Genomic DNA, 21,869 nt, shown 5'->3' with positions numbered 1-21,869 from the left:
GATCGGTCCGATCAGTATGAGGGCAGCGGCCGCACGCCCGGCCGGGGGCCGTGCGGGGGCGGGCCGTTGGGGTCTCAGGCCGTCGGCACCGGCTCCGGCAGTCCCACCGGCCAGCTGTGCACCGGATCGCCCTGCTGCATCAGCTCCCGGTAGCGGAGGGTGGTGGCGGCCAGGGCGGCCTCCCGGCCGAGGCCCAGCTCGAGGGCCCGGTGGAAGGTCGCTGCCTGCCAGGTCGCGCCGTTCACCCTCCGCCGGCACCGCTCCTCGATCACCCCGAGGTACCGGTCGCGGTCGGCGGGCTCGATCCCCCACGCGTCCAGCCCGGCCTCGGCGAGCGGCAGCAGTTCGTCCCGTACGAGGGTGACCGCGTCCACCTCGCCCAGACCGCCGAGGCGGCCGCGCCGGGGCCAGGTGAGGCGGGCGTCGATGCCGTCCTTGCAGGCGGCGTCGAAGTTGGCGGCCGCCGCCTCGAACGGCAGCCGGGTCCACACCGGCCGGCTCTCCTCGGCGAGGGCGCGGACCACGCCGTAGTAGAAGGCCGCGTTGGCGACGACGTCGGTGACGGTGGGACCGGCGGGCAGTACGCGGTTCTCCACGCGCAGGTGGGGGACGCCGTCGGCGATGCCGTAGACGGGGCGGTTCCAGCGGTAGACGGTGCCGTTGTGCAGGACGAGTTCGGCGAGCGTGGGGACTCCCCCCCGGTCCAGCACCTCGAGCGGGTCCTCGTCGTCGCAGATGGGCAGCAGGGCCGGGTAGTAGCGCAGGTTCTCCTCGAACAGGTCGAACGCCGAGGTCACCCAGCGCTCCCCGAACCAGGTGCGCGGCCGTACTCCCTGGGCCTGGAGCTCGGGCGGGCGGGTGTCGGTGGACTGCTGGAACAGCGGGGGCCGGGACTCGCGCCACAGTTCGCGGCCGAACAGGAACGGCGAGTTGGCGCCGATGGCGATCTGGGCGGCGGCGACGGCCTGGGCCGCGTTCCACACACTGGCGAAGCGCTCCGGGGTGACCTGGAGGTGCAGTTGCACCGAGGTGCAGGCGGCCTCCGGGGCGATGGATTTGGAGGTGCAGCTGAGGCGCTCGACGCCGTCGATGTCGAGGGTGAAGTCCTCGCCGCGCGCGGCCACGATCTGTTCGTTGAGCAATGCGTAGCGGTCGACGTCGGAAAGGTTCGAGGAGACCAGGTCGTCCCGGTCCAACGTCGGCAGGATGCCGATCATCACGATCCCCGCGTCCACCTCGCCGGCTTTACGGTCGGCGTACGCGAGCGAAGTGCGCAGTTCCTCGTCGAGCCGGTCGAATACCCGCCCGTCCAATCGGTGAGGGGCGATGTTCACTTCCAGATTGAACATGGCGAGTTCCGTCTGGAAGTCCCTGCTGGCGATCCGTTCGAGGACTTGCGCATTCAACATTCTCGGCATGCCGTCGGCACCCGCGAGATTCAATTCGATCTCCAGCCCCATGAAGTTCTTGGGGCGGTCGAACCGCTTCTCCGCCAGGAGTCGCTCCAAGCCCGTCAGACAACTGCCGAGCTTCTCGCGATAGCGCTGGCGATCGGACAGGTCGAACTGACCCGCCACGACCTTCTCGCCCATCGAAGCGTCCTTCCTCGCGCAGGCGGACCGAAGATCGTCCGCCGGGGTCCCGGTCCACAGGCAAGGATGCCCCGTCGATGCGATCGATAACGCCCCGGAGGGCGCCATCGACCGCTAGTCTGGTCGATGTGACCAGTGGCACATTCACGGGGCATGGCGCAGAAGGCGACTTACGGGTCGGTTGCGAACTCGTGAAAAACGCCGACGAGAATTGGCCGACCACTTCGCGGCCATTTTCCGAGGTCATCGCCGTGCGCCCCACCTGAAATCGGGATGATTTTCGCATTCCACCGGCCAGAAGTACCCTTGTTCCGCCGGTCGGAAACAGCTAGTCGAAACACAGTCTGAACACGTGTCGTATAAACTTTGCGCACAAGGCAGAAGGTTGGCGCCCACGGCTCGAGTGATCCAGCCGGGAGGCGGCGTGCGGCACTCCTCGCCCCCGTTCCCCGGACTCGGCCCCCGGCCCCTGCCTCTCTGACCTTCGCGAGCTGACAGCGCCGTCCGCCCCGCCACGCCCCGCCCTCGCGCCACTGTGCCTTCGAATGAGAGGCGACCCACCATGCCCCTGCATGTCCCCCCGGCTCCCGCGCCCGCACTGCGTTCCGTCCTGACCGCGCTCTCGTCGCCGACCGCGGTCCGCGAAGCCCGAACTCCCTCCCTGCTCGTCGCCCAGGGGCCCGCCTCGCCCGAGCTGCCCCTTCCCGTGCACGTCCTGGACCGGACCACCCCCGACAGCGGGACCACGACCCGGCTGACCGGCTGGCGCTTCCTGATCCGCACCGGCGACCGCGCGGTGGCCGCCGCGGACACCGTGCTCACCGCCGACGGCTGGACGTTCTCCCGCTTCTTCGAAGGCCCCTACATCACCTCCACCGAACTCGCGCTGCGCCAGGCCGACGCCATGACGCAGCCGTACCAGCCCCGGCTGCTCTCGGTGCCGGGCCTCTACATGCTGACGCTCTGGCTGCACGGCGACCCCACCGCGGACGGCGCCACCGGCCACCCGGGCGCCACCGATCTGCTCGTCCCGCTCGCCCCGGCGCCGCCCGGCATCGCGGCCCACCGCCCGCACCGGTTCACCGACCTGCTCCCGGTCCTGACGCACCGGGTGGCACCGACCCGCCTGCTCGGTTCATCCGCCTGAGAAGACACCGCGTGCCCCGCCGCCCGGCCCTTCGACGCGGCGGGGCACATGCTGTTCCCAGGGGAGGACTAGCCCCATCCGGCCACGGTGAACCACCCGAAGTGACAGTGCAGTTGAGATGAACCGTCCGCGTGGGTGACGCGTCCTCAACCTGTGAGGAGCGGTGCCGCGAAATCCCTGCGGATCCTCGCCCATGGGGCAACACTGGTTTCCGACCGACTCATCACAACGGGGGGGCGGCCATGAACGAAGCTTCACGCCGCGGAACTGAGACGACAGCCGACTCACAGGTCACCACAGAGCGAGAGATCCCACCCATGTGCCAGCACCAGCCACCGTGCCCCTCAGCCGACTCCGCCGACCGGGAATCCGCCCGTCTCGTGGCGCACCACCCGGAGCAGGGCTGGAGCCTGCTGTGCAACGGTGTCGTGTTCTTCGAGGACACCGGTGAACTCCTGCCCGACGGCAGGGTCATCGCCCCGCAGCGCCCCCGGGACGCCAGCCTGACCACCGCCTGAGCACGACCGGGCGGAAACGGGGCCCGCCCGGGAGACGAGGAGGGGCCGGACGCAGGACTTCCCGCGCGCCGGCCCCGACGCGTGTCCGGGGTGCGTCACCCACCGTGGTCGGGCACGTGGGAGGAGTGACCGGGCGGCCCTCCGGCAGGAGTCCGCGCCGCGACGCCTTCCCCCGGGCGCCCGCTTTCCGGGAGACCCTGGAGGTTCCGCGGGTTTCGTCACGGAGGTGGGGCACGTGGCAGCGCAGGAGGCCGGCGCCGGGGGCGGAGTCACGATCACGGAGATCGCCCGGCGGGCCGGCGTCTCCGTGGCGGCCGTCTCCCGCGTGGTCAACGGCCGCTCCGACGTCTCCTCGCGGACCCGCGCCCGGGTCGAGGACCTGCTGCGCCGTCACGGCTGCCGCAGGCGCCCCGCCTCCTCCCCCTCCCGCGCGGCCCTGATCGACCTCGTCTTCGACGACCTCGGCAACCCCTGGGCCGTGGAGATCCTCCGCGGTGTCGAGGAGGTCGCCCACGGCGCCGGGGCGGGCACGGCGGCGTCGGCGATCCACGGGCGCTCCGGTGACGCCCGGGAGTGGATGCGCAACCTGCGGGCCCGCGCGTCCGACGGCGTCATCCTCGTGACCTCGGCGCTGGAGCCCACGCCGCTCGACGAGTCGCACATCCCGGGGGTGCCGCTGATGGCCGTGGACCCGGCGGACTCTCCCGGCCTGGACGTACCGACCACCGGCGCCGCCGACCGGTCGGGCGGTCCGGCCGCGACCGGGCATCCGCTCGCCCTGGGGCACCGCAGGAGCGGCGTGACCGCCGGGCCGCCGCGGCTGCTCTGCTCCCGCGCACGGCAGACGGCCACCGCGCGGCGCTCGAAGGCTCGGGCGTCACGCCCGACGCGTCGCCCACGGTGCCCGGCGACTTCGAGCCGGAGTCCGGCTTCGCGGGCCGCAACGTCCTGCTGGACCCGCCGAAGCCGCCGACCGCGGTGTTCGCGGCCGGCGACCGGATGGCGCCGGGGCGATCGGGGCGCCGCGCGGCCGGGGGGTCGGGGTCCCGGAGGACATGAGCGTGGTCGGCTTCGACGACCTCCCGAAAGTCCGCTGGGCCGCGCCGCCGCCGACCACCGTCCGCCGGCCCCTGGCCGACATGGGCGGACTCGTCGTCCGCGCGGTGCCGCGTCCCACCCTCGACGAACAGCCGGACTCCCCCGCGTGGAACTGGGCACGGACCTCGTCGTCCGGGCGAGCACGGCGGCTCCCGCCGGGCGGGGCCGACGCGCCTCCGGTACGGCCTATCGTGACCGGCATGCAGTCCTACACGATCGGCCAGGCAGCGCGGCTGCTCGGCGTGAGCCCGGACACCGCCCGCCGCTGGGCGGACGCGGGACGTCTCACCACCCACCGCGACGACGGCGGACGCCGGCTCGTCGACGGACGGGACCTGGCGGCGTTCTCCGTCGAACTCGCCAGGGCCGGCGCCGTCGAGGAGGGCGCCCCGTACACCTCCGCCCGCAACGCCTTCCCCGGCATCGTGACCGCGATCAAGCTCGGTGACGTCGCCGCCCAGGTGGAGATCCAGGCCGGCCCGCACCGTCTCGTCTCGCTGCTCACCCGGGAGGCCGTCGAGGAGCTGGGGCTGGAGGTCGGCGTGGAGGCCACGGCTCGCGTGAAGTCGACGAACGTCCATATCGACCGCACCTGACGGCCACAACGCACCCGAGTGAACGCACATGCGCGCCTTCTGGCCAATTTTCCTGGCTCATGCGCGGGGAAAGACGGTAAAAGGCTGGTGAATGCGCCAGTATGATCGGCGCATCGGGAGGGCTTCGCGGGCTCTTCCACCGGCCCACGGAGGGAGTGCTCCGCCATGACCCGTTCGCATCGGACCCGTCGGATCGCCGGCGCCGGGGCAGCCGCCGCCGTACTGGCACTGAGCGCCTGCTCCGCGTCCGGCCCGGGCGCGTCGGCGTCCGCGGAGTCCGGCGGGCAGGGCGTCACCGGCACGGTCACCGTCTTCGCGGCCGCCTCGCTGAAGGAGAGCTTCACGACGCTGGGCGAGCGCTTCGAGGAGGAGCACCCGGGGACCGAGGTCGCCTTCAGCTTCGGCGGCAGCGACGGCCTGGCGGCCGGCGTCAACAACGGTGCGCCGGCCGACGTCTTCGCGGCGGCCAGCGCCAGGACGATGAAGCTCGTCACGGACGAGGGACGCACGGCGGGCAGCCCGAGCACGTTCGTCCGCAACCGGCTGGAGATCGCCACCGTGCCGGGCAACCCGCACGCGATCGACTCCCTCGATGACCTGACCGCGTCCGGCCTCAAGGTCGTCCTGTGCGACAGGACGGCGCCCTGCGGAGCCGCCGCCCGGACCGCCCTCGCCGCAGGCGGGGTCGAGCTGGAACCGGTCTCGTACGAGCAGGACGTCAAGAGCGCCCTGACGAAGGTCGAGCTGAAGGAGGCCGACGCCGCCGTCGTGTACCGCACGGATGTGAAGGCGGCCGGTGACAAGGTGGAGGGCGTGGAATTCCCGGAGTCCGCCGAGGCCGTCAACGACTATCCGATCGCCCGGCTCGAGAACGCCCCCAATCCGTCGGCGGCGAAGGCGTTCGTGGCACTGGTGAAGTCTCCCGAGGGCCAGGAGGTACTGGGCCGGGCGGGGTTCCTGACGCCATGACCACCGGCCGGGAAGCCCCCCGGAAGGCACGTCTGCGCGCCCCCGGCCGCGGTGTCCCCCTCGCCCTCCTCGTGCCCGCCCTCCTGGGCCTGGCGTTCCTCCTGGTGCCCCTTATCGCCCTGCTCCTCCGCGCCCCCTGGCGCAGCCTTCCCGAGCAGCTCACCAGCCCCGAGGTGTGGGACGCACTGCGCCTGTCGCTGCTCTGCGCCACGACGGCGACCGCGCTGAGCCTGGTCGCCGGCGTCCCGCTGGCCTGGTTGCTGGCCCGCACGGACTTCCCCGGCCGCGGCCTGGTGCGCGCCCTGGTGACGCTCCCGCTGGTGCTGCCCCCGGTGGTGGGCGGTGTCGCCCTGCTGCTCGCCCTGGGCCGCAACGGCGTCGTCGGCCAGTGGCTGGACGCGTGGTTCGGCGTCACCCTGCCCTTCACCACCACGGGCGTCGTCCTCGCCGAGACGTTCGTGGCGATGCCGTTCCTCGTCATCAGCGTCGAGGGCACGCTACGGGCCGCCGACCCGCGCTACGAGGAGGCGGCCGCCACCCTGGGCGCCTCCCGCTCCACCGCGTTCCGCCGGGTCACGCTGCCGCTGATCGCTCCCGGCATCGCGGCCGGCGCGGTACTGGCCTGGGCGCGGGCACTCGGGGAGTTCGGCGCGACGATCACCTTCGCCGGCAGCTTCCCCGGCCGCACCCAGACCATGCCGCTCGCGGTCTACCTCGCCCTGCAGAACGACCCGGCCGCCGCCATCGCCCTCAGCCTGGTCCTGCTGGCGGTGTCCATCGCCGTACTGGCCGGGCTCCGCGACCGCTGGATGACCGCCTCGTGACCGGCATCGAGAAGGACTCCGAGCATGTGCCCGACCCGGCCGGCGCCGCCGAGGGCCTGGACGCGCGGCTCGTCGTGGACCGCGGCTCCTTCCACCTGGACGTCGCGCTGGCCGCCGCACCCGGTGACGTCGTCGCCCTGCTGGGCCCGAACGGGGCCGGCAAGACCACCGCCCTGCGCGCCCTCGCGGGCCTCACCCCGCTCAGCACCGGGCATCTGCGGCTGGACGGCGTGGACCTGCGCCGCACACCGCCGGAGTCGCGTCCGGTGGGTGTCGTCTTCCAGGACTACCTGCTCTTCCCGCACCTGACCGCGCTCGACAACGTGGCCTTCGGGCCGCGCTGCCGTGGCGCCGGCAGGACGGAGGCACGCGCCCGGGCCGCCGAGTGGCTCGACCGCATGGGCCTGGCCGAACACGCGGACGCCAAGCCCCGGCGGCTGTCCGGCGGCCAGTCCCAGCGCGTGGCCCTCGCCCGTGCCCTGGCCACCCACCCCCGGCTGCTGCTCCTGGACGAACCGCTCGCCGCCCTGGACGCCCGCACCCGGCTGGAGGTGCGCGCGCGGCTCCGCCGCCATCTGGCCGCGTTCGAGGCCGTCGCCGTCCTGGTCACGCACGACCCGCTGGACGCCATGGTGCTCGCCGACCGTCTGGTCGTCGTGGAGCGGGGCCGGATCGTGCAGGAGGGCACGCCCTCCGACATCGCCCGCCACCCGCGCACCGAGTACATCGCCCAGTTGGTCGGCCTCAACCTGTACCGCGGACAGGCCGAGGGCCACACGGTGCGGCTCGACGCGGGCCCCGCCGTCAGCACCACGGAGGACCTCTCCGGGCCCGCCTTCGTGGCGTTCCCGCCCGACGCCGTCACCCTGTACCGGGAGCGGCCGGCGGGCTCCAGCGCCCGCAACCTCTGGCGCTGCGAGGTCGCCGGTCTCGAGACCCACGGGAACCGGATCCGCGCGGAGCTCACCGGCGAACTCGCCCTAGCCGCCGACCTCACCGCGGTCGCCGCGGCCGAACTCGACCTGCGTCCGGGCGCCCCGGCCTGGGCGGCGGTCAAAGCGACGCAGACGCACGCCTACCCGGCCTAGCGGCCCGTGACGAAGGGCCTCGCTCCGGCGTCGGAGCGAGGCCCTTCGTCATGGGTCAGTCCTCGTACGCGTCCAGCGGCGGGCAGGAGCAGACCAGGTTCCGGTCGCCGAAGGCCTGGTCGATGCGGCGCACCGGCGGCCAGTACTTGTCGGCGGCGCTCACCCCGGCCGGGAACACGGCCGCCTCACGGCCGTACGCGTGCTCCCACTCCCCGCCGAGCGCGGCGGCGGTGTGCGGGGCGTTGCGGAGCGGGTTGTCGTCCGCGGGCCACTCGCCGGAGCCGACCTTCTCGATCTCCGCGCGGATCGCGATCATCGCCTCGCAGAACCGGTCGAGTTCGGTCAGGTCCTCGGACTCGGTGGGCTCGATCATCAGCGTGCCGGCCACCGGGAACGACATCGTCGGCGCGTGGAAGCCGTAGTCGATCAGCCGCTTGGCCACGTCGTCCACGCTGACGCCGGTCGCCTTGGTCAGCGGGCGCAGGTCGATGATGCACTCGTGCGCGACCAGGCCGCCGGGACCGGTGTAGAGCACCGGGTAGTGCGGCTCCAGGCGCTTGGCGATGTAGTTGGCGCTGAGCACGGCCACCTGTGTGGCCCGCTTCAGTCCCTCGCCGCCCATGAGGCGGACGTACGCCCACGAGATCGGCAGGATGCCCGCCGAGCCCCACGGCGCCGCCGAGATCGGCCCGACGCCCGTCTCCGGGCCCGCCTCGGGCTGGAGCGGGTGGTTCGGCAGGTACGGCGCCAGATGCGCCCGTACGCCGACCGGGCCGACACCGGGGCCGCCGCCGCCGTGCGGGATGCAGAAGGTCTTGTGCAGGTTCAGGTGCGAGACGTCGCCGCCGAAGTGCCCGGGCTTGGCCAGACCCACCAGCGCGTTGAGGTTGGCGCCGTCCACGTACACCTGGCCGCCGGCCTCGTGCACCTCGGCACAGATGTCGGCGACGTGCTCCTCGAACACGCCGTGCGTCGAGGGGTAGGTGATCATCAGCACCGCCAGCTCGTCGCGGTACTGCCCGATCTTCGCCCGCAGGTCCGCGACGTCGATCTCGCCGTCGTCGGACGTCTTGACGACGACGACCTTCATCCCGGCCATCACGGCGCTGGCGGCGTTGGTGCCGTGCGCGGAGGACGGGATCAGGCAGACGGTGCGCTGTTCGTCGCCGCGTGCCCGGTGGTAGCCGCGCACGGCGAGCAGACCGGCCAGCTCGCCCTGGGAGCCGGCGTTGGGCTGGAGGGAGACCTTGTCGTAGCCGGTGACCTCGGCGAGGCGTTCCTCCAGCTCGTGGATGAGCGTGAGGTAGCCCTGCGCCTGCTCGGCGGGCGCGAAGGGGTGCAGCTGCCCGAACTCGGGCCAGGTGACCGGCTCCATCTCGGTGGTCGCGTTGAGCTTCATGGTGCAGGAGCCCAGCGGGATCATGCCGCGGTCCAGCGCGTAGTCGCGGTCGGAGAGCCGGCGCAGGTAGCGCAGCATCGCGGTCTCGGAGCGGTGCTGCTGGAAGACGGGGTGGGTCAGGTACTCGTCGTTGCGCAGCAGGGCGTCCGGCAGCGTGTCCCGCGCGGCCGCGTCCAGGACCTCGATGTCGCCCTCGACGCCGAAGGCGCTCCACACGGCGGCCAGCTGCGACCGGGTGGTGGTCTCGTCGCAGGCGATGGAGACGTGGTCGGCGTCGACGAGACGCAGGTTGACGCCGTTGTCGCGGGCGGCGGCGACGACCTCGGCGGCCCGCCCGGCGGCCCGCACGGTCAGCGTGTCGAAGTAGGAGCCGTGCACGATCTCGGCCCCGCCGGACCGCAGCCCCTCGGCGAGGACGGTGGCGTACCGGTGAACGCGCCGGGCGATCAGCCGCAGCCCCTCCGGGCCGTGGTAGACGGCGTACATCCCGGCCATGACGGCGAGCAGCACCTGGGCGGTGCAGATGTTGCTGGTGGCCTTCTCGCGGCGGATGTGCTGCTCACGGGTCTGGAGCGCGAGGCGGTAGGCCTTGTGTCCGTCGGCGTCGACGGAGACGCCGACGAGCCGTCCGGGCAGGCTGCGCGCCATCTTCTCCTGCACGGCCATGTAACCGGCGTGCGGCCCGCCGAAGCCCATCGGCACACCGAAGCGCTGCGTGGTGCCGACCGCGATGTCCGCGCCCAGCTCACCGGGCGACTTCAGCAGGGTGAGGGCGAGCAGGTCGGCGGCGACGGTGACGAGCGCGCCGAGCCCGTGCGCCTGGTCGATCAGCGGCTTGATGTCACGTACGGCACCGGAGGCGCCCGGGTACTGGATCAGTACGCCGTTGATCTCGCGCTCGGCCACCTCGGCGGGGATGCCCTCGCTCAGGTCGGCGACGACCACCTCGACGCCGGTCGGCTCGGCACGGGTCTCGATCACCGCGATCGTCTGCGGCAGCGCGTCCGCGTCGACCAGGAACAGGCCCTTCTTGTTCCTGCCCATGCGCCGCGACAGCGCCATCGCCTCGGCGGCGGCGGTGCCCTCGTCGAGCAGGGAGGCGCCGGAGGTCGGCAGCCCGGTGAGCTCCGCGACCACGGTCTGGAAGTTCAGCAGCGCCTCGAGCCGGCCCTGGGAGATCTCCGGCTGATACGGCGTGTAGGCCGTGTACCAGGCGGGGTTCTCCATCACGTTGCGCAGGATGACGGGCGGGGTGAAGGTGCCGTAGTACCCGAGCCCGATCATCGAGCCGAGCACCTCGTTGCGGTCGGCCAGCGTACGCAGTTCGGCCAGCACCTCGGCCTCGCTCCGGGCCCCCGGCAGGTCCAGCGCGTCGGCGTTCTTGATCACATCCGGCACCGCGGCGGCCGTCAGCTCGTCCAGCGAGCCGTAACCGACCTGGGCGAGCATCTTGGCCCGGGCCTCGTGGTCGGGGCCGATGTGGCGCTGCTCGAAGGGGATTCCCCGTTCGAGCTCGGAGAGCGGAGTGCGAGGGGCGGTCATTGAGGAGGCCTCCTGGTCCGACGACCTTCGAGGGCACCACGGCGCGGGTACCCGGACGGCCTCCCCCTCTGTCATCTCAACCTGAGAGTTTCACCGGACGGCCCGAAGGCGTCCGGTTTTCACCGTCGGTGAGAGCGGAAGCCGTCGACACCCGCTCTGCTTTCCAGAGTGACCTCGTCCGTGCGGTACGTGTGCCTGAGAGATTCCGGGGAGGATTTGCTCCTTCGGCGCCCCCGATGGTGTCCGGAGGGCTCTCCCGCACGGGGTCAGCAGCCGTTTGCCAGCGTACCAGCGAGCACCGCGCCGGTACCTTCGAGTGGCCGTCCAGCGGATTGTGCCGTTTTGTGGTGCTTACGGATGAGTTTGCGACCAGTGGAGGGCCCGTGCAGACCGACATCGATCCGCGCCACCTGATCGGCCGCAAGGCGTTCGACCGCAACGGAAACCGGATCGGCACGATCGACGAGGTCTACCTCGACGACGCCACCGGCGTACCGGAGTGGGCGGCGATACGCACCGGCCTGTTCAGCAGGGACGCCTTCGTCCCCCTGGAACCCAGCGACCTCATCGACGGCGCCCTCCACGTCCCCTTCGAACGCGCCCTCATCAAGGACGCCCCCGACTTCGGCGTGGGCCGCCACCTCTCCCCCGAGCAGGAACTCCAGCTCTACCACCACTACGGCCTGGACCTCGCCGCTCCTCCTCCCCTCCCGGACCGCGACTTCGGCAAACTCGCCGGGAACGACAAGCCTGCCTGATCCGCCCCGCCCACCGGCCCTCCGCCGGCTCCCGCACCCTCGTCCTCCCCGGGTCTCAGGGGCACCAGCGGCAGCGGTTCCGCCGGTTCCAGAGCCGGGTCGTCGACCCGGAAGGTCTTCACCCGGCCCGGCTCCGAGCCGGGTGTCTCGAAGCGCACCGTGACCCGGCCCAGCCCGCTGCCCTGCACCCATCCGTGCCCGTGCACGGTGTGGCGTACGTCCTGTCCGGCCGACCAGCGCCGCTCGGCGGGCGTCTCCGGCTCCGGCGCGGACGCGGTCTCGGCCTCCTCGTGCGGAAGGTCGTCCGCGTGCCCGCCCGCCTGGGCGAACAGGTCCTCCTGCGTGTAGTCGGCCAGTCCGCTGACCCCGACGCCCAGCAACCGCACCCCGCCCGTCGTGTCGACCGAGTCCAGCAGCCGCGCGGCCGCCTCCCGCACCACCACCGGATCGTCCGTGGGGCCCCGCAGCGTCTCGGACCGGGTGAGGGTGGAGAAGTCGTACCGGCGCACCTTCAGCACGATGGTCCGCCCCGACAGCCCCGCTGCCCGCAGTCTGCGCACACACCGCTCCGCGAGCCGCCGCACCTCCGTACCGACCCGCGTCCGGTCGTGGATGTCCACGTCGTACGTGTCCTCGACCGACACCGACTTGGCCTCCCGCTCGGCCACCACGGGCCGCTCGTCCCGGGCCAGCGCCATCGCGAACAGCGCGTGCCCGTGGGCCTTGCCCAGCAGCCGTACGAGTTCGTCCTCCCCGGCCTCGGCGAGCTCGTCGACCGTGTGGATCCCCGCCCGCCGCAGATGGTCACCGGTCGCCGGCCCCACGCCCGGCAGGGTGCGGACCGACAGCGGTCCCAGCAGGGCCCGCTCCGTGCCCGGCTCGATCAGCACCAGTCCGTCCGGCTTCGCCTGCTCCGAGGCGATCTTCGCCAGCATCTTGGAGGCCGCGAGTCCCACCGACCCGGTGAGCCCCGTGACCGCCCGTATGTCCGCGCGCAGCTTCGCCCCGGCCAGCCGCGCCGACCGCTCGTCCCGGGCCGCGCCGCCGGCTTCCAGGTCCACGAACGCCTCGTCCAGGCTCAACGGCTCCACCAACGGTGACAGAGCCCTCAGCAACCCCATCACCTGCTCGCTGATCGACCGGTAGAGAGCGAACCTCGGCACCAGGTACGCGGCGTTCGGCGCACGCCGCCGGGCCTGCGCCATGGGCATCGCCGAGTGGACGCCGAAGATCCGTGCCTCGTACGAGGCGGTGGCCACCACGCCCCGCGGCCCGAGCCCGCCCACGACGACCGCCTTGCCGCGCAGGCTCGGCTTGGACGCCTGCTCCACCGAGGCGAAGAAGGCGTCCATGTCGAGATGCAGGATCGTGGGCGCGGATCTCACGTCCTTGATGCTGCCCTACGCCACTGACAACGGCCGTCCCCGGACGGTCTCAGACGGCCTTGTTCCGCCGCCGCGCCAGTTCGTCCATCGGGTTGTGCCCGACCAGGGTCTCCCCCGTGTCGACCCGCTCGCCGTGCAACTGGGACAGCGCGCTCTCCACGTCCTGCCACACCACGCCCACGGCGATGCCGAAGACGCCCTGGCCGCCCTGGAGCAGGGCGTGGACCTCGTCGGGCGAGGTGCACTCGTAGACCGTCGCGCCGTCGCTCATCAGCGTCATGCGCTCCAGGTCGCTGAAGCCGCGCTCACGCAGGTGCTGGACCGCCGTGCGGATGTTCTGCAGGGAGACGCCCGTGTCCAGGAACCTCTTGACGATCTTCAGTACGACGACGTCGCGGAAGCTGTACAGCCGCTGCGTGCCCGATCCGTGGGCCGGCCGCACGCTCGGCTCGACCAGGCCCGTACGGGCCCAGTAGTCGAGCTGTCGGTAGGTGATACCGGCGGCGGCACAGGCCGTGGGCCCCCGGTAGCCGATCTGCTCGGACGCCATGGACGTCGCCCCTCCGCTGCTCGGCACAGCCGTCGGTCGCTGCGGAACGTGGTCGATCGCGCCGTCGTGCACGGGATGCCCCCCGTTCGGACGGAGCCGGGAGCTCTGGGGAGGGTACGGTCCGCTCGTCCCGAAACCACGTCCGGGAGCACCCCCAGCCGTACCGTCGCCGCTGCTTCTCACGCCGACCTCCGTCCTTGACCTGCCTCCTCGAAGGTAGGCAGTCACCAAGGGTGCGTCAACGATCGCCACACTCGGCACGCCGAGTGATAATCACCCTAAGAGTGGTTTCTCGTGCCTCACCGTGGGGAAAGGCTAGCCGAATGCCTCCGGCACGAGACCGGCGGCCGACCCGAACGGCGACCACCGACCGCCCTCACTGGTTACTGCTCCCGAAGTCCTCCGGCGAGATCTGGTCGAGGAACTCGCGGAACTTCTCCACCTCGTCCTCCTGCTCGTCCGGGATGGCGATCCCGGCGTCGTCGAGCACCGTGTCACTGCCGTAGATCGGCGTACCCGTCCGCAGGGCCAGCGCTATGGCGTCGGAGGGGCGGGCACTCACCTCGACACCGCTGGCGAACACCAGCTCCGCGTAGAAGACGCCCTCACGCAGATCGGTGATGCGCACTTCCGTGAGCTCCTGCCCGACGGCTTCCAGCACGTCCTTGAACAGGTCGTGGGTCAGCGGCCGTGCGGGTGCCATGCCCTGCTGGGCGAAGGCGATGGCCGTCGCCTCCCCCGGTCCGATCCAGATGGGGAGGTAGCGGTCGCCGCCCACTTCACGCAACAGCACGATCGGTTGGTTGGAGGGCATCTCGACCCGGACACCTACGACATCGAGCTCGTTCACACAGCAACCCTAGGCCGTGCCCGGGACGTTTGGGTAGTCGGGCAGGGAACAGGTGGCCGATCCGGGCACCCGCACCGCTCCGTCTCAGGGCAGCCGTATCCCGAGCGCCGCCTGCACCAGCGCCGCGTGCAGCTTCACCGTGAGCCCCGCCAGCTCCTTCGTGCGCGCCTGGGCGTGGGCCCTGGTCTGCGGGTTGCGGTGGCGCTTCAGCGGGGCGACGACCTGGTCCACCAGACCGGCCTCACGGTCGGCGGCGGCCTTCATCGCCCTCAGATGACGCGGCTCGATCCCGAACCGCCCCAGCTCGGCGATGAGCCCGGCGACGGTGACCGACTCGGCGTCGTACATGCCGTCCTCGACCGGGGCCAGCAGCCCGTACGACTCCCACTCGACGAGCGTCCGCTCGTCGATGCCTGCAGCCGCCAGCAGCCGGCCGCGCCCGATACGCGCCGCCGTGGGCCCCTCGACGACGGGCTCCTGACCGGTGTCCCCGTCCCCCGGACGGCCCAGCACCGGCAGCTGGACGGCCTCGCCGCGCTCCATGGCGTCAAGGTGCTCACGGATCACCTTGAGCGGCAGGTAGTGGTCGCGCTGCATGCGCAGCACATGGCCGAGGCGCTCGACGTCCCCGGCGCTGAACTTGCGGTACCCCGACGGAGTCCGCTGCGGCTCGACCAGCCCTTCCGACTCCAGGAAGCGGATCTTGGAGATGGTGACCTCGGGGAACTCCTCGCGCAGCATGTTCAGCACCGCGCCGATGCTCATCAGTCCGGTGCCCGCGGCAGCGGCGCCGTTGCCGGCACCGCCGCTCGGTGTCTGAACCATGAACCTTCCCTGGAGTCCCCCGGACGGATCCGGGGAGGTCAGTAGCCCCGCTGGCTCGCGTAGAAGACCAGCCGGTACTTGCCGATCTGCACCTCGTCGCCGTTGGACAGGTCGACCTGGTCGATCCGCTCCCGGTTGACGTACGTGCCGTTCAGACTGCCCACGTCGGCCACCGTGAAGGAGCCGTCCGGGGCGCGCCGGAACTCCACGTGCCGACGGGAGACCGTCACGTCGTCCAGGAAGATGTCGCTCTGCGGGTGACGCCCGGCCGTGGTCAGGTCGCCGTCCAGCAGGAAGCGGCTGCCCGAGTTCGGCCCGCGGCGCACGACCAGGAGGGCGGAACCCATCGGCAGCGCGTCGACGGCCGCCTGCGCCTCGGGAGAGAGCGTCGGCGTCGGCGTCTGACCGGTGGCCTCGGCGTCGTAGGCCTCCAGACCGGAGATCGAGATCGTGGACGTCGTCTCCGAGGGGCGCTCCGGGGTGACCCCGGGCCTCAGCGGCGCGCCGCAGTTGGAGCAGAAGCGGCTGTTCTCCGCGTTGCGGTTACCGCACCTCGTACACACCAGGGCCGACATGGACGGATCCTCCTGCCGCGGCTGCCCCCCAGGGGCGTGGGACGCGTACGGGTCGGAGAACCCTCCACCCGTACCTGAGGTCGACGGTTGCCCGAAACCTATGCCGCCCGGCTGCGCGGGGTCAACGGACGACGCGCCCTGACCCACCTGGTCCCGGTACAGCGGGCGCTGACCTTCCGCCTCAGGCTGTGCGCGATGACGAGCGGTCGCGTTGTCGCTGCCCTCTCGCCGCGCGCTCTTGCCGAACAACTTCGCAAACAACTTCACGGGCGATTCCCCTTGACCGAAACAGACCCGCCCGTGGGGCAGGACGAACCCTGACTGAACACATTGGCCGACCCGGACATCTTCACAACGTCCGCCTCCGCCAGACAGTTTCCACCACGCACCACCCATTCAGTGCGCCGACCCCCCGCAACCTCATGCCCTTGCCGAACACCCCCCATGCACCCCCGGTTCACTGGGATGACGACCGAGCGTAGTCAGGCCGCTTCACCGCCCGCAAGGCATCCACGACGATCTTGGTCGACCGCTCCACGGTAACGGTGGCCTGTTCCTTTTCGAGAGTCTGCACCACGCCTCCGGGAATGTTGAGCGCCGGCTCGAGGTCCTGCGGCTTGCCGATGACCTTGAAACGATAGGGTGCGGTGATCTTGTTCCCGTCCACGCCGACGCCGTTCCCGGAGTCCGTCAGGTAGGTGCCCGCCACCACCCGCACGCCGTTCACCTGGATCGCCTCGGCGCCGGCCGCACGCAGCTCCTGGACGGCGTCCAGCAGCATGTCCGCCTCGACCGTCCCCTTCGCGTCCTCGATGATCATCGTGATCCCGGGCCCCTGCGCGGCCACGGTGCCCGCCAGCACTCCGAGTTGCCTTTCCTTCTCGATCGTCTGCTTACGGGCCTCTTCGGCCTGGTCGGAGCTGTTCTCCAGCTCGTCGCGCTGCTTCTCGAGTCCCTGCTTCTCGTCCTCAAGACGCTCTGTGCGGTCATCCAGTTCATCGAGGATGCGCACAAGATCTTCCTGACGTGCCCCGCGCAGCGCGCTGTCGCCGTCGCTGTTCGACGCCACCTGGACGGCCAGACCGAAACCGAGGCCGAACAGCAACAGGGCGACGATGAGTTGGGCCCGGGTCACCCGCGGCGGCCACAGCCCCTTCACCAGCCGCTGCCGGCCGGTCAGACCGGGCGGAGGCTCAGGAACCTCCTCCTCCGCGGGTGCGGGCGCCCTCATGGGCGTCCCGGCTGGTGCCTCGGCGGGTACCTCGGCGGGCAGTTCCCTGCGCAGGCCGGCCGCGGGCGAGGCGTCCGGAGCGGACCTCGGCGGGGACACCGCCGGGCGTGTCGTCTCGTGGTGCTCGTGCTCGTTCATCGGCCTCACGCCCGGAACACATGCCGGCGGATCGCCGCGGCGTTGGAGAAGATGCGGATGCCGAGGACCACCACGACGCCCGTCGACAGCTGGGCCCCCACGCCGAGCTTGTCGCCGAGGAACACGATCAGGGCGGCGACGACGACGTTCGACAGGAACGACACCACGAAGACCTTGTCGTCGAAGATGCCGTCGAGCATCGCCCGCAGCCCTCCGAACACGGCGTCGAGCGCCGCGACGACGGCGATCGGCAGGTAAGGCTCGACGACCGCCGGAACCTCGGGCCGGACCAACAGTCCGGCCACGACTCCCACGACGAGGCCCAGTACGGCGATCACGATGTGCCCTTCTCGGTTATCGGCTGTGCGGTACGTACGATCACACTCGGTGCGGCGGGCAGCCGGACGTCGTCCTCCACGGAGATGGCCGTCCGGATGCCGTAGTTCTCCTGCAGCGCATGCAGATACAGCCCGTCCGCGCTGTTCTGGAACCGCTCGCTCAGCTCTCCGCCGTCCCCCACCGCGAGCACCGTGTACGGCGGCACCAGCGGCCTGTTGTCGACCAGTATCGCGTCTCCCGCGGCCCTGATCGCCGACAGGGCGGTCAGCCGCTGCCCGTTGATGGAGACGGCCTCGGCTCCGGACTCCCACAGACCGTTGACCACACGCTGCATGTCACGGTCGCGCACCCGCCCGGTGTCGGAGAACCCGGAGGTCGACCGGGCGTCGCCGTCCCCGCCCGCGCTCGCGTCCTTGGCGTCGTTCACCACGAGCCGCACCCCGGGCCCGTGCACCGCGACGGCGCCGGACAGGATGCCCACCAGCGTGGACCCGTCGCCTCCGCTGTCCCGGAGCGCGTCGCGCTGCCGTGCGCTCACATCGGCGCGCAGCTCATCGACGCTGTCCTCGAGTTTGTCCGCGGCCTCGGTCTCCTGATCGATCCGGTCGATCAGCTCCTCGCGCTCCTTGGCCACCACCGGGGCCGCGACCCGGGCCTGTGCGGCGCCGACGGTCACGATCAGAGCGGCGAGGACCAGGCCGCCTGCCAGCCCCAGCTTCGCCCTGAGCGTCTTCGGCATGCCGCCGTCTCCGTCGGCCTTCCGCCGCGCGGCAGCCTCGGCGTATCCGTCGTCGAGGCTGTGGTCCATGACGTTGGTGATCAACGACATGGAGGCGTCCGGGCGAACGGGCCGCGCGGGTGTGCTCCGAACGGGGGGTTGCTGCGGCATGCCGCACATCGTCGCACGCCGCGGCCCCTACCTCCGAACGGACCTACCGGCGTGCCGGACAGGCCCCGTTGGGGACACTTGTCCGGCACGCACGCGTACCGCTCGTTTTACCGCCCGCGTCGGCCGCTCACCGACCCGCGCTGTCCACGACCGCCGACCACTCGTCGAGCAGGGCCTGCGCGGAGGCGTCGTCGGGGCCCTCCGCCCACAGGTGGGTGACCGCCTCGGCCGGATCGGGCAGCACCATCACCCAGCGGCCGTCGGTCTCCACCACGCGCACGCCGTCGGTGGTGTCCACAAACCGGTCTCCGGCCGCCTCCACGACCCTTCGCATCACCAGGCCCTTGACGGCCCACGGGGTCGCCAGGTCCCGCTTGAGCACGTGCGCCCGCGGGATGCGCGCGTCGATCTGGCTCAGCGTGAGCTGGGTGCGCGCCACCAGCCCGATGAGCCGTACGAAGGCCGCGGTGCCGTCGTAGACGCTGCTGAACTCCGGGACGATGAAGCCGCCCTTGCCGTCGCCGCCGAAGATCGTCCCTTCCTCACCGCCCACGCGCGTGAGGTCGTCGGGCGAGGTGGTGGTCCACTCGACCTGCGTGCCGTGGTAGGCCGCGACCTGCTCGGCGATCCTGGTGGTGGTCACCGGGAGCGCCACCCGGCCGCTGCGCCGCTCGGAGGCGATGAGGTCGAGCATCACGAGCAGCGACCGGTCGTCCTCGATGATCCGCCCCTTCTCGTCGACCAGGGACAGCCGCTCGCCGACGGGGTCGAACCGTACGCCGAAGGCGGCGCCGGAGGACGCCACGATCTCCCCGAGCCGGACCAGCCCCGAGCGCCGCATGTCGGCCGTCTCGGTCGGCCTGGACTCGTCGAGGCCGGGGTTGATGGTCAGCGAGTCGACGCCCAGCTTGCCGAGGAGGCTCGGCAGCACCAGGCCGGCGCTGCCGTTGGAGGCGTCGACGACCACCTTGAGGCCGGACTCCGCGATGCCGGTGATGTCGACGTTCCGCAGCAACGATCCCGTGTACGAGTCGAAGACACTGGCCGGGAAGTGCAGATCCCCGATCTCCCCGGGGAACGCGCGCCGGTACTCCTGCCGCGCGAACACCCGGTCCAGCTTCCGCTGGCTGCCCTGGGAGAGGTCGGCGCCCTGTCCGTCGAAGAACATGATGTCGACGGAGTCCGGCACTCCGGGCGTGGTCCGGATCATGATGCCGCCCGCGCTGCCCCGCGCGGTCTGCTGCCGCGCCACGGGCAGCGGCACGTTCTCCAGGTCCCGTACGTCGATGGCACTGGCCTGCAGCGCGGAGATGACCGCTCGCTTCAGCGCACGGGCACCACGGGAGTGGTCTCGGGCCGTGGTGACGGTCGAGCCCTTCTTCAGCGTCGTCGCGTACGCGCCGGCCAACCGCACCGCGAGTTCCGGTGTGATCTCGACGTTCAGAATGCCGGACACGCCCCGGGCCCCGAAGAGATGCGCCTGTCCCCGGGACTCCCAGATCACCGAGGTGTTGACGAACGCACCCGCCTCGATGGTCTTGAACGGATAGACCCGCACATTGCCCTGGACGATCGATTCTTCACCGACCAGGCACTCGTCACCGATGACGGCGCCGTCCTCGATCCGCGCTGCGCGCATGATGTCGGTGTTCTTGCCGACGACACAGCCCCGCAGATTGCTGTGCGGGCCGACGTACACGTTGTCGTGGACGACGGCCTTGTGCAGGAAGGCACCGCTCTTCACGACGACGTTGGACCCCACGACCGTGTGTTCGCGGATCTCCGCACCGGCCTCGACCTTGGCATAGTCGCCGATGTAGAGGGGCCCGCGCAGTACGGCGTCGGGGTGAACTTCGGCTCCTTCGGCGACCCACACGCCCGGGGAGATCTCGAAGCCGTCGATGTCGACGTCGACCTTGCCCTCCAGGACGTCGGCCTGCGCCTTCACATAGCTCTCGTGCGTGCCCACGTCCTCCCAGTAGCCCTCCGCGACATAGCCGTAGACGGGCTTGCCTTCCTTCATCAGCTGCGGGAAGACGTCACCGGACCAGTCGACGGGCACATCGGGGTCGACGTAGTCGAAGACCTCGGGCTCCATGACGTAGATACCGGTGTTCACCGTGTCGGAGAAGACCTGCCCCCAGGTCGGCTTCTCGAGGAAGCGCTCGACCTTGCCTTCCTCGTCCACGATGGTGATGCCGAATTCCAGCGGGTTGGGGACGCGGGTCAGACAGACCGTGACCAGAGCGCCCTTTTCCTTGTGAAAATTGATCAGCTCGGTGAGGTCGAAGTCGGTGAGGGCATCGCCGGAGATGACGAGGAAGGCGTCGTCCTTCAGCGCCTCCTCGGCGTTCTTCACGCTCCCGGCGGTACCGAGTGGCTTCTCCTCATTGGCATAGGTGAGCTCCATTCCGAGCTCCTCGCCATCACCGAAGTAGTTCTTGACGAGCGACGCAAGGAACTGGACGGTCACAACGGTTTCGTTGAGCCCATGCTTTTTGAGCAACCGCAGAACATGCTCCATGATCGGCCTATTGGCCACCGGCAGGAGCGGCTTGGGCATGCTTGAGGTCATGGGGCGAAGGCGGGTGCCTTCACCCCCGGCCATCACGACGGCCTTCATGTCGGAAGCGTCCTCCTCGAAGAGACGACGGTCTGGCCGACTTCACCCGCCAGGACTGGCCGGCACTTTTACAGTGCGGGCCGCCGCGCCACGATGCGCGTGCTGATCAGCGAGTTCAATCGGCCACAGCGTCCGCACGAACCAGACGGCGGACTTGGACCACGTAAAGCACTCCTGCCCACCAATACAGAGTTGTACCCCATCCTGCGAACGCCCAGCCGAAAATAGCAGCGAGTGACGAGATCCAACCACTTCCGTCACTGAGCAGGAGCAGTGGGAAGGCGTACATCAGGTTGAAGGTGGCGGCCTTCCCCAGGAAGTTCACCTGCGGCGGCGGATAGCCGTGCCGCCGGAGGATGCCCACCATGACCAGGAGAACCAGCTCACGCGCCAGCAGAACGGCTGTCAGCCAAAGCGGCAGGATCTCACGCCAGGTGAGTCCTACGAGGGTCGAGAGGATGTAGAGCCGGTCAGCGGCCGGGTCGAGCAGCCGGCCGAGACTACTGATCTGGTTCCACCGCCGCGCCAGTTTGCCGTCCAGGTAGTCGCTGACGCCGCTGAAGGCCAGCACCAGGAGCGCCCACCCGTCGCTCTTCGGCCCCCCGAACTCCGGCCTGAGGATGAGCCACAGGAACAGGGGTACGCCAACGAGCCGTGCCATGCTGAGCATGTTCGGGATGGTGAGGACGCGGTCTGTCTGCACCCGCGTCTCCTGGACCTCCACCCGGGATCCTCCTGTGGGGAAATGTATCGACGATGCCCCCCGACCCTACCTCAACGCAAAAAAGCTCTGGCCCTCGGGCTGTATGCCCAAGAGCCAGAGCTCTAAAAGGAGTTCGGCGGCGTCCTACTCTCCCACAGGGTCCCCCCTGCAGTACCATCGGCGCTGTAAGGCTTAGCTTCCGGGTTCGGAATGTAACCGGGCGTTTCCCC

19 protein-coding genes, 1 rRNA gene, 1 pseudogene and 1 riboswitch are annotated in these 21,869 nt (G+C 70.8%); of the genes and pseudogenes, 8 read left to right on the top strand and 13 right to left on the bottom strand.

Translation table 11 applies throughout. The features are described from left to right. Nucleotides 1-74: 74 nt before the first annotated feature. Nucleotides 75-1,592, bottom strand: a complete 1,518-nt coding sequence (locus ADK41_RS20845; RefSeq protein WP_030833715.1) for a glutamate-cysteine ligase family protein — start codon at nucleotides 1,590-1,592, stop codon at nucleotides 75-77. A 562-nt stretch (nucleotides 1,593-2,154) separates the two neighbouring features. Here ADK41_RS20845 and ADK41_RS20840 point away from each other — a divergent pair. The 7 genes and pseudogenes from ADK41_RS20840 to ADK41_RS20810 all read left to right on the top strand — a co-directional run bounded on the left by ADK41_RS20840 (nucleotide 2,155) and on the right by ADK41_RS20810 (nucleotide 7,832). Further along, complete coding sequence (locus tag ADK41_RS20840) at nucleotides 2,155-2,739, top strand: hypothetical protein (protein WP_030833718.1); 585 nt, start codon at nucleotides 2,155-2,157, stop codon at nucleotides 2,737-2,739. A gap of 317 nt (nucleotides 2,740-3,056) precedes the next feature. Further along, complete coding sequence (locus ADK41_RS20835; protein WP_030833720.1) at nucleotides 3,057-3,257, top strand: DUF5999 family protein; 201 nt, start codon at nucleotides 3,057-3,059, stop codon at nucleotides 3,255-3,257. Nucleotides 3,258-3,492: 235 nt separating this feature from the next. Then, nucleotides 3,493-4,512: pseudogene (locus ADK41_RS20830) on the top strand (substrate-binding domain-containing protein); the annotation flags it as partial. A 43-nt stretch (nucleotides 4,513-4,555) separates the two neighbouring features. Next, on the top strand, nucleotides 4,556-4,951 hold the full coding sequence (locus tag ADK41_RS20825) for a TOBE domain-containing protein (protein WP_030833722.1): 396 nt from the start codon (nucleotides 4,556-4,558) through the stop codon (nucleotides 4,949-4,951). Between the two features lie 165 nt (nucleotides 4,952-5,116). Beyond that, entirely contained in the window at nucleotides 5,117-5,920 is an 804-nt protein-coding gene (gene modA / locus ADK41_RS20820) for a molybdate ABC transporter substrate-binding protein (protein ID WP_030833725.1), read from the top strand. After that, nucleotides 5,917-6,744 carry an ABC transporter permease gene (locus tag ADK41_RS20815; RefSeq protein WP_030833727.1) on the top strand — a complete coding sequence of 276 codons (828 nt, stop codon included), beginning with the start codon at nucleotides 5,917-5,919 and terminating at the stop codon, nucleotides 6,742-6,744. Before modA ends, ADK41_RS20815 begins: the two co-directional genes overlap by 4 nt. Continuing rightward, on the top strand, nucleotides 6,741-7,832 hold the full coding sequence (locus tag ADK41_RS20810; protein WP_037805063.1) for an ABC transporter ATP-binding protein: 1,092 nt from the start codon (nucleotides 6,741-6,743) through the stop codon (nucleotides 7,830-7,832). Before ADK41_RS20815 ends, ADK41_RS20810 begins: the two co-directional genes overlap by 4 nt. Before the next feature lie 55 nt (nucleotides 7,833-7,887). Here the strand turns inward: ADK41_RS20810 and gcvP are convergent, their stop codons facing one another. Then, nucleotides 7,888-10,773 carry an aminomethyl-transferring glycine dehydrogenase gene (gene gcvP / locus ADK41_RS20805; RefSeq protein ID WP_030833734.1) on the bottom strand — a complete coding sequence of 962 codons (2,886 nt, stop codon included), beginning with the start codon at nucleotides 10,771-10,773 and terminating at the stop codon, nucleotides 7,888-7,890. A 173-nt stretch (nucleotides 10,774-10,946) separates the two neighbouring features. Continuing rightward, nucleotides 10,947-11,042: riboswitch (glycine riboswitch) on the bottom strand. A gap of 114 nt (nucleotides 11,043-11,156) precedes the next feature. On the opposite strand from gcvP, the gene ADK41_RS20800 reads away from it, so the two are divergent. After that, nucleotides 11,157-11,531, top strand: coding sequence for a PRC-barrel domain-containing protein (locus tag ADK41_RS20800; RefSeq protein ID WP_030833737.1), 375 nt, complete (start codon nucleotides 11,157-11,159; stop codon nucleotides 11,529-11,531). On the opposite strand, the gene ADK41_RS20795 is transcribed toward ADK41_RS20800, so the two are convergent. The 11 genes from ADK41_RS20795 to rrf all read right to left on the bottom strand — a co-directional run. Further along, on the bottom strand, nucleotides 11,450-12,916 hold the full coding sequence (locus tag ADK41_RS20795; protein ID WP_078662123.1) for a DNA polymerase IV: 1,467 nt from the start codon (nucleotides 12,914-12,916) through the stop codon (nucleotides 11,450-11,452). The genes ADK41_RS20800 and ADK41_RS20795 overlap by 82 nt on opposite strands. Nucleotides 12,917-12,965: 49 nt before the next feature. Next, nucleotides 12,966-13,649 (bottom strand): MerR family transcriptional regulator, encoded by a 684-nt coding sequence (locus ADK41_RS20790; RefSeq protein WP_106979565.1) that lies wholly within the window; start codon nucleotides 13,647-13,649, stop codon nucleotides 12,966-12,968. A 193-nt stretch (nucleotides 13,650-13,842) separates the two neighbouring features. Then, nucleotides 13,843-14,316 (bottom strand): bifunctional nuclease family protein, encoded by a 474-nt coding sequence (locus ADK41_RS20785; protein WP_030833746.1) that lies wholly within the window; start codon nucleotides 14,314-14,316, stop codon nucleotides 13,843-13,845. 84 nt (nucleotides 14,317-14,400) lie between these two features. Next, on the bottom strand, nucleotides 14,401-15,141 hold the full coding sequence (gene ftsR / locus ADK41_RS20780; protein WP_030833749.1) for a transcriptional regulator FtsR: 741 nt from the start codon (nucleotides 15,139-15,141) through the stop codon (nucleotides 14,401-14,403). A 38-nt stretch (nucleotides 15,142-15,179) separates the two neighbouring features. After that, nucleotides 15,180-16,112 (bottom strand): FHA domain-containing protein, encoded by a 933-nt coding sequence (locus ADK41_RS39590; protein WP_078662125.1) that lies wholly within the window; start codon nucleotides 16,110-16,112, stop codon nucleotides 15,180-15,182. Between the two features lie 61 nt (nucleotides 16,113-16,173). Next, complete coding sequence (locus tag ADK41_RS20770; protein ID WP_037805065.1) at nucleotides 16,174-17,085, bottom strand: DUF881 domain-containing protein; 912 nt, start codon at nucleotides 17,083-17,085, stop codon at nucleotides 16,174-16,176. Nucleotides 17,086-17,090: 5 nt separating this feature from the next. Further along, a complete protein-coding gene (locus ADK41_RS20765; RefSeq protein WP_003988855.1) occupies nucleotides 17,091-17,423 on the bottom strand; it encodes a small basic family protein in 333 nt (110 codons plus the stop codon). Further along, on the bottom strand, nucleotides 17,420-18,253 hold the full coding sequence (locus ADK41_RS20760) for a DUF881 domain-containing protein (protein ID WP_030833759.1): 834 nt from the start codon (nucleotides 18,251-18,253) through the stop codon (nucleotides 17,420-17,422). Before ADK41_RS20760 ends, ADK41_RS20765 begins: the two co-directional genes overlap by 4 nt. Before the next feature lie 187 nt (nucleotides 18,254-18,440). Further along, a complete protein-coding gene (locus tag ADK41_RS20755; RefSeq protein ID WP_030833762.1) occupies nucleotides 18,441-20,936 on the bottom strand; it encodes a mannose-1-phosphate guanyltransferase in 2,496 nt (831 codons plus the stop codon). 115 nt (nucleotides 20,937-21,051) lie between these two features. Further along, a complete protein-coding gene (locus ADK41_RS20750) occupies nucleotides 21,052-21,660 on the bottom strand; it encodes a CDP-alcohol phosphatidyltransferase family protein (protein ID WP_030833765.1) in 609 nt (202 codons plus the stop codon). Nucleotides 21,661-21,770: 110 nt separating this feature from the next. Beyond that, nucleotides 21,771-21,869 (bottom strand): 5S ribosomal RNA (gene rrf / locus ADK41_RS20745); the annotation flags it as partial.

It is taken from the genome of Streptomyces caelestis, assembly GCF_001279005.1.
Classification (GTDB): Bacteria; Actinomycetota; Actinomycetes; order Streptomycetales; family Streptomycetaceae; genus Streptomyces; species Streptomyces heliomycini.
This window is presented reverse-complemented; position numbering and strand designations above follow the sequence as displayed.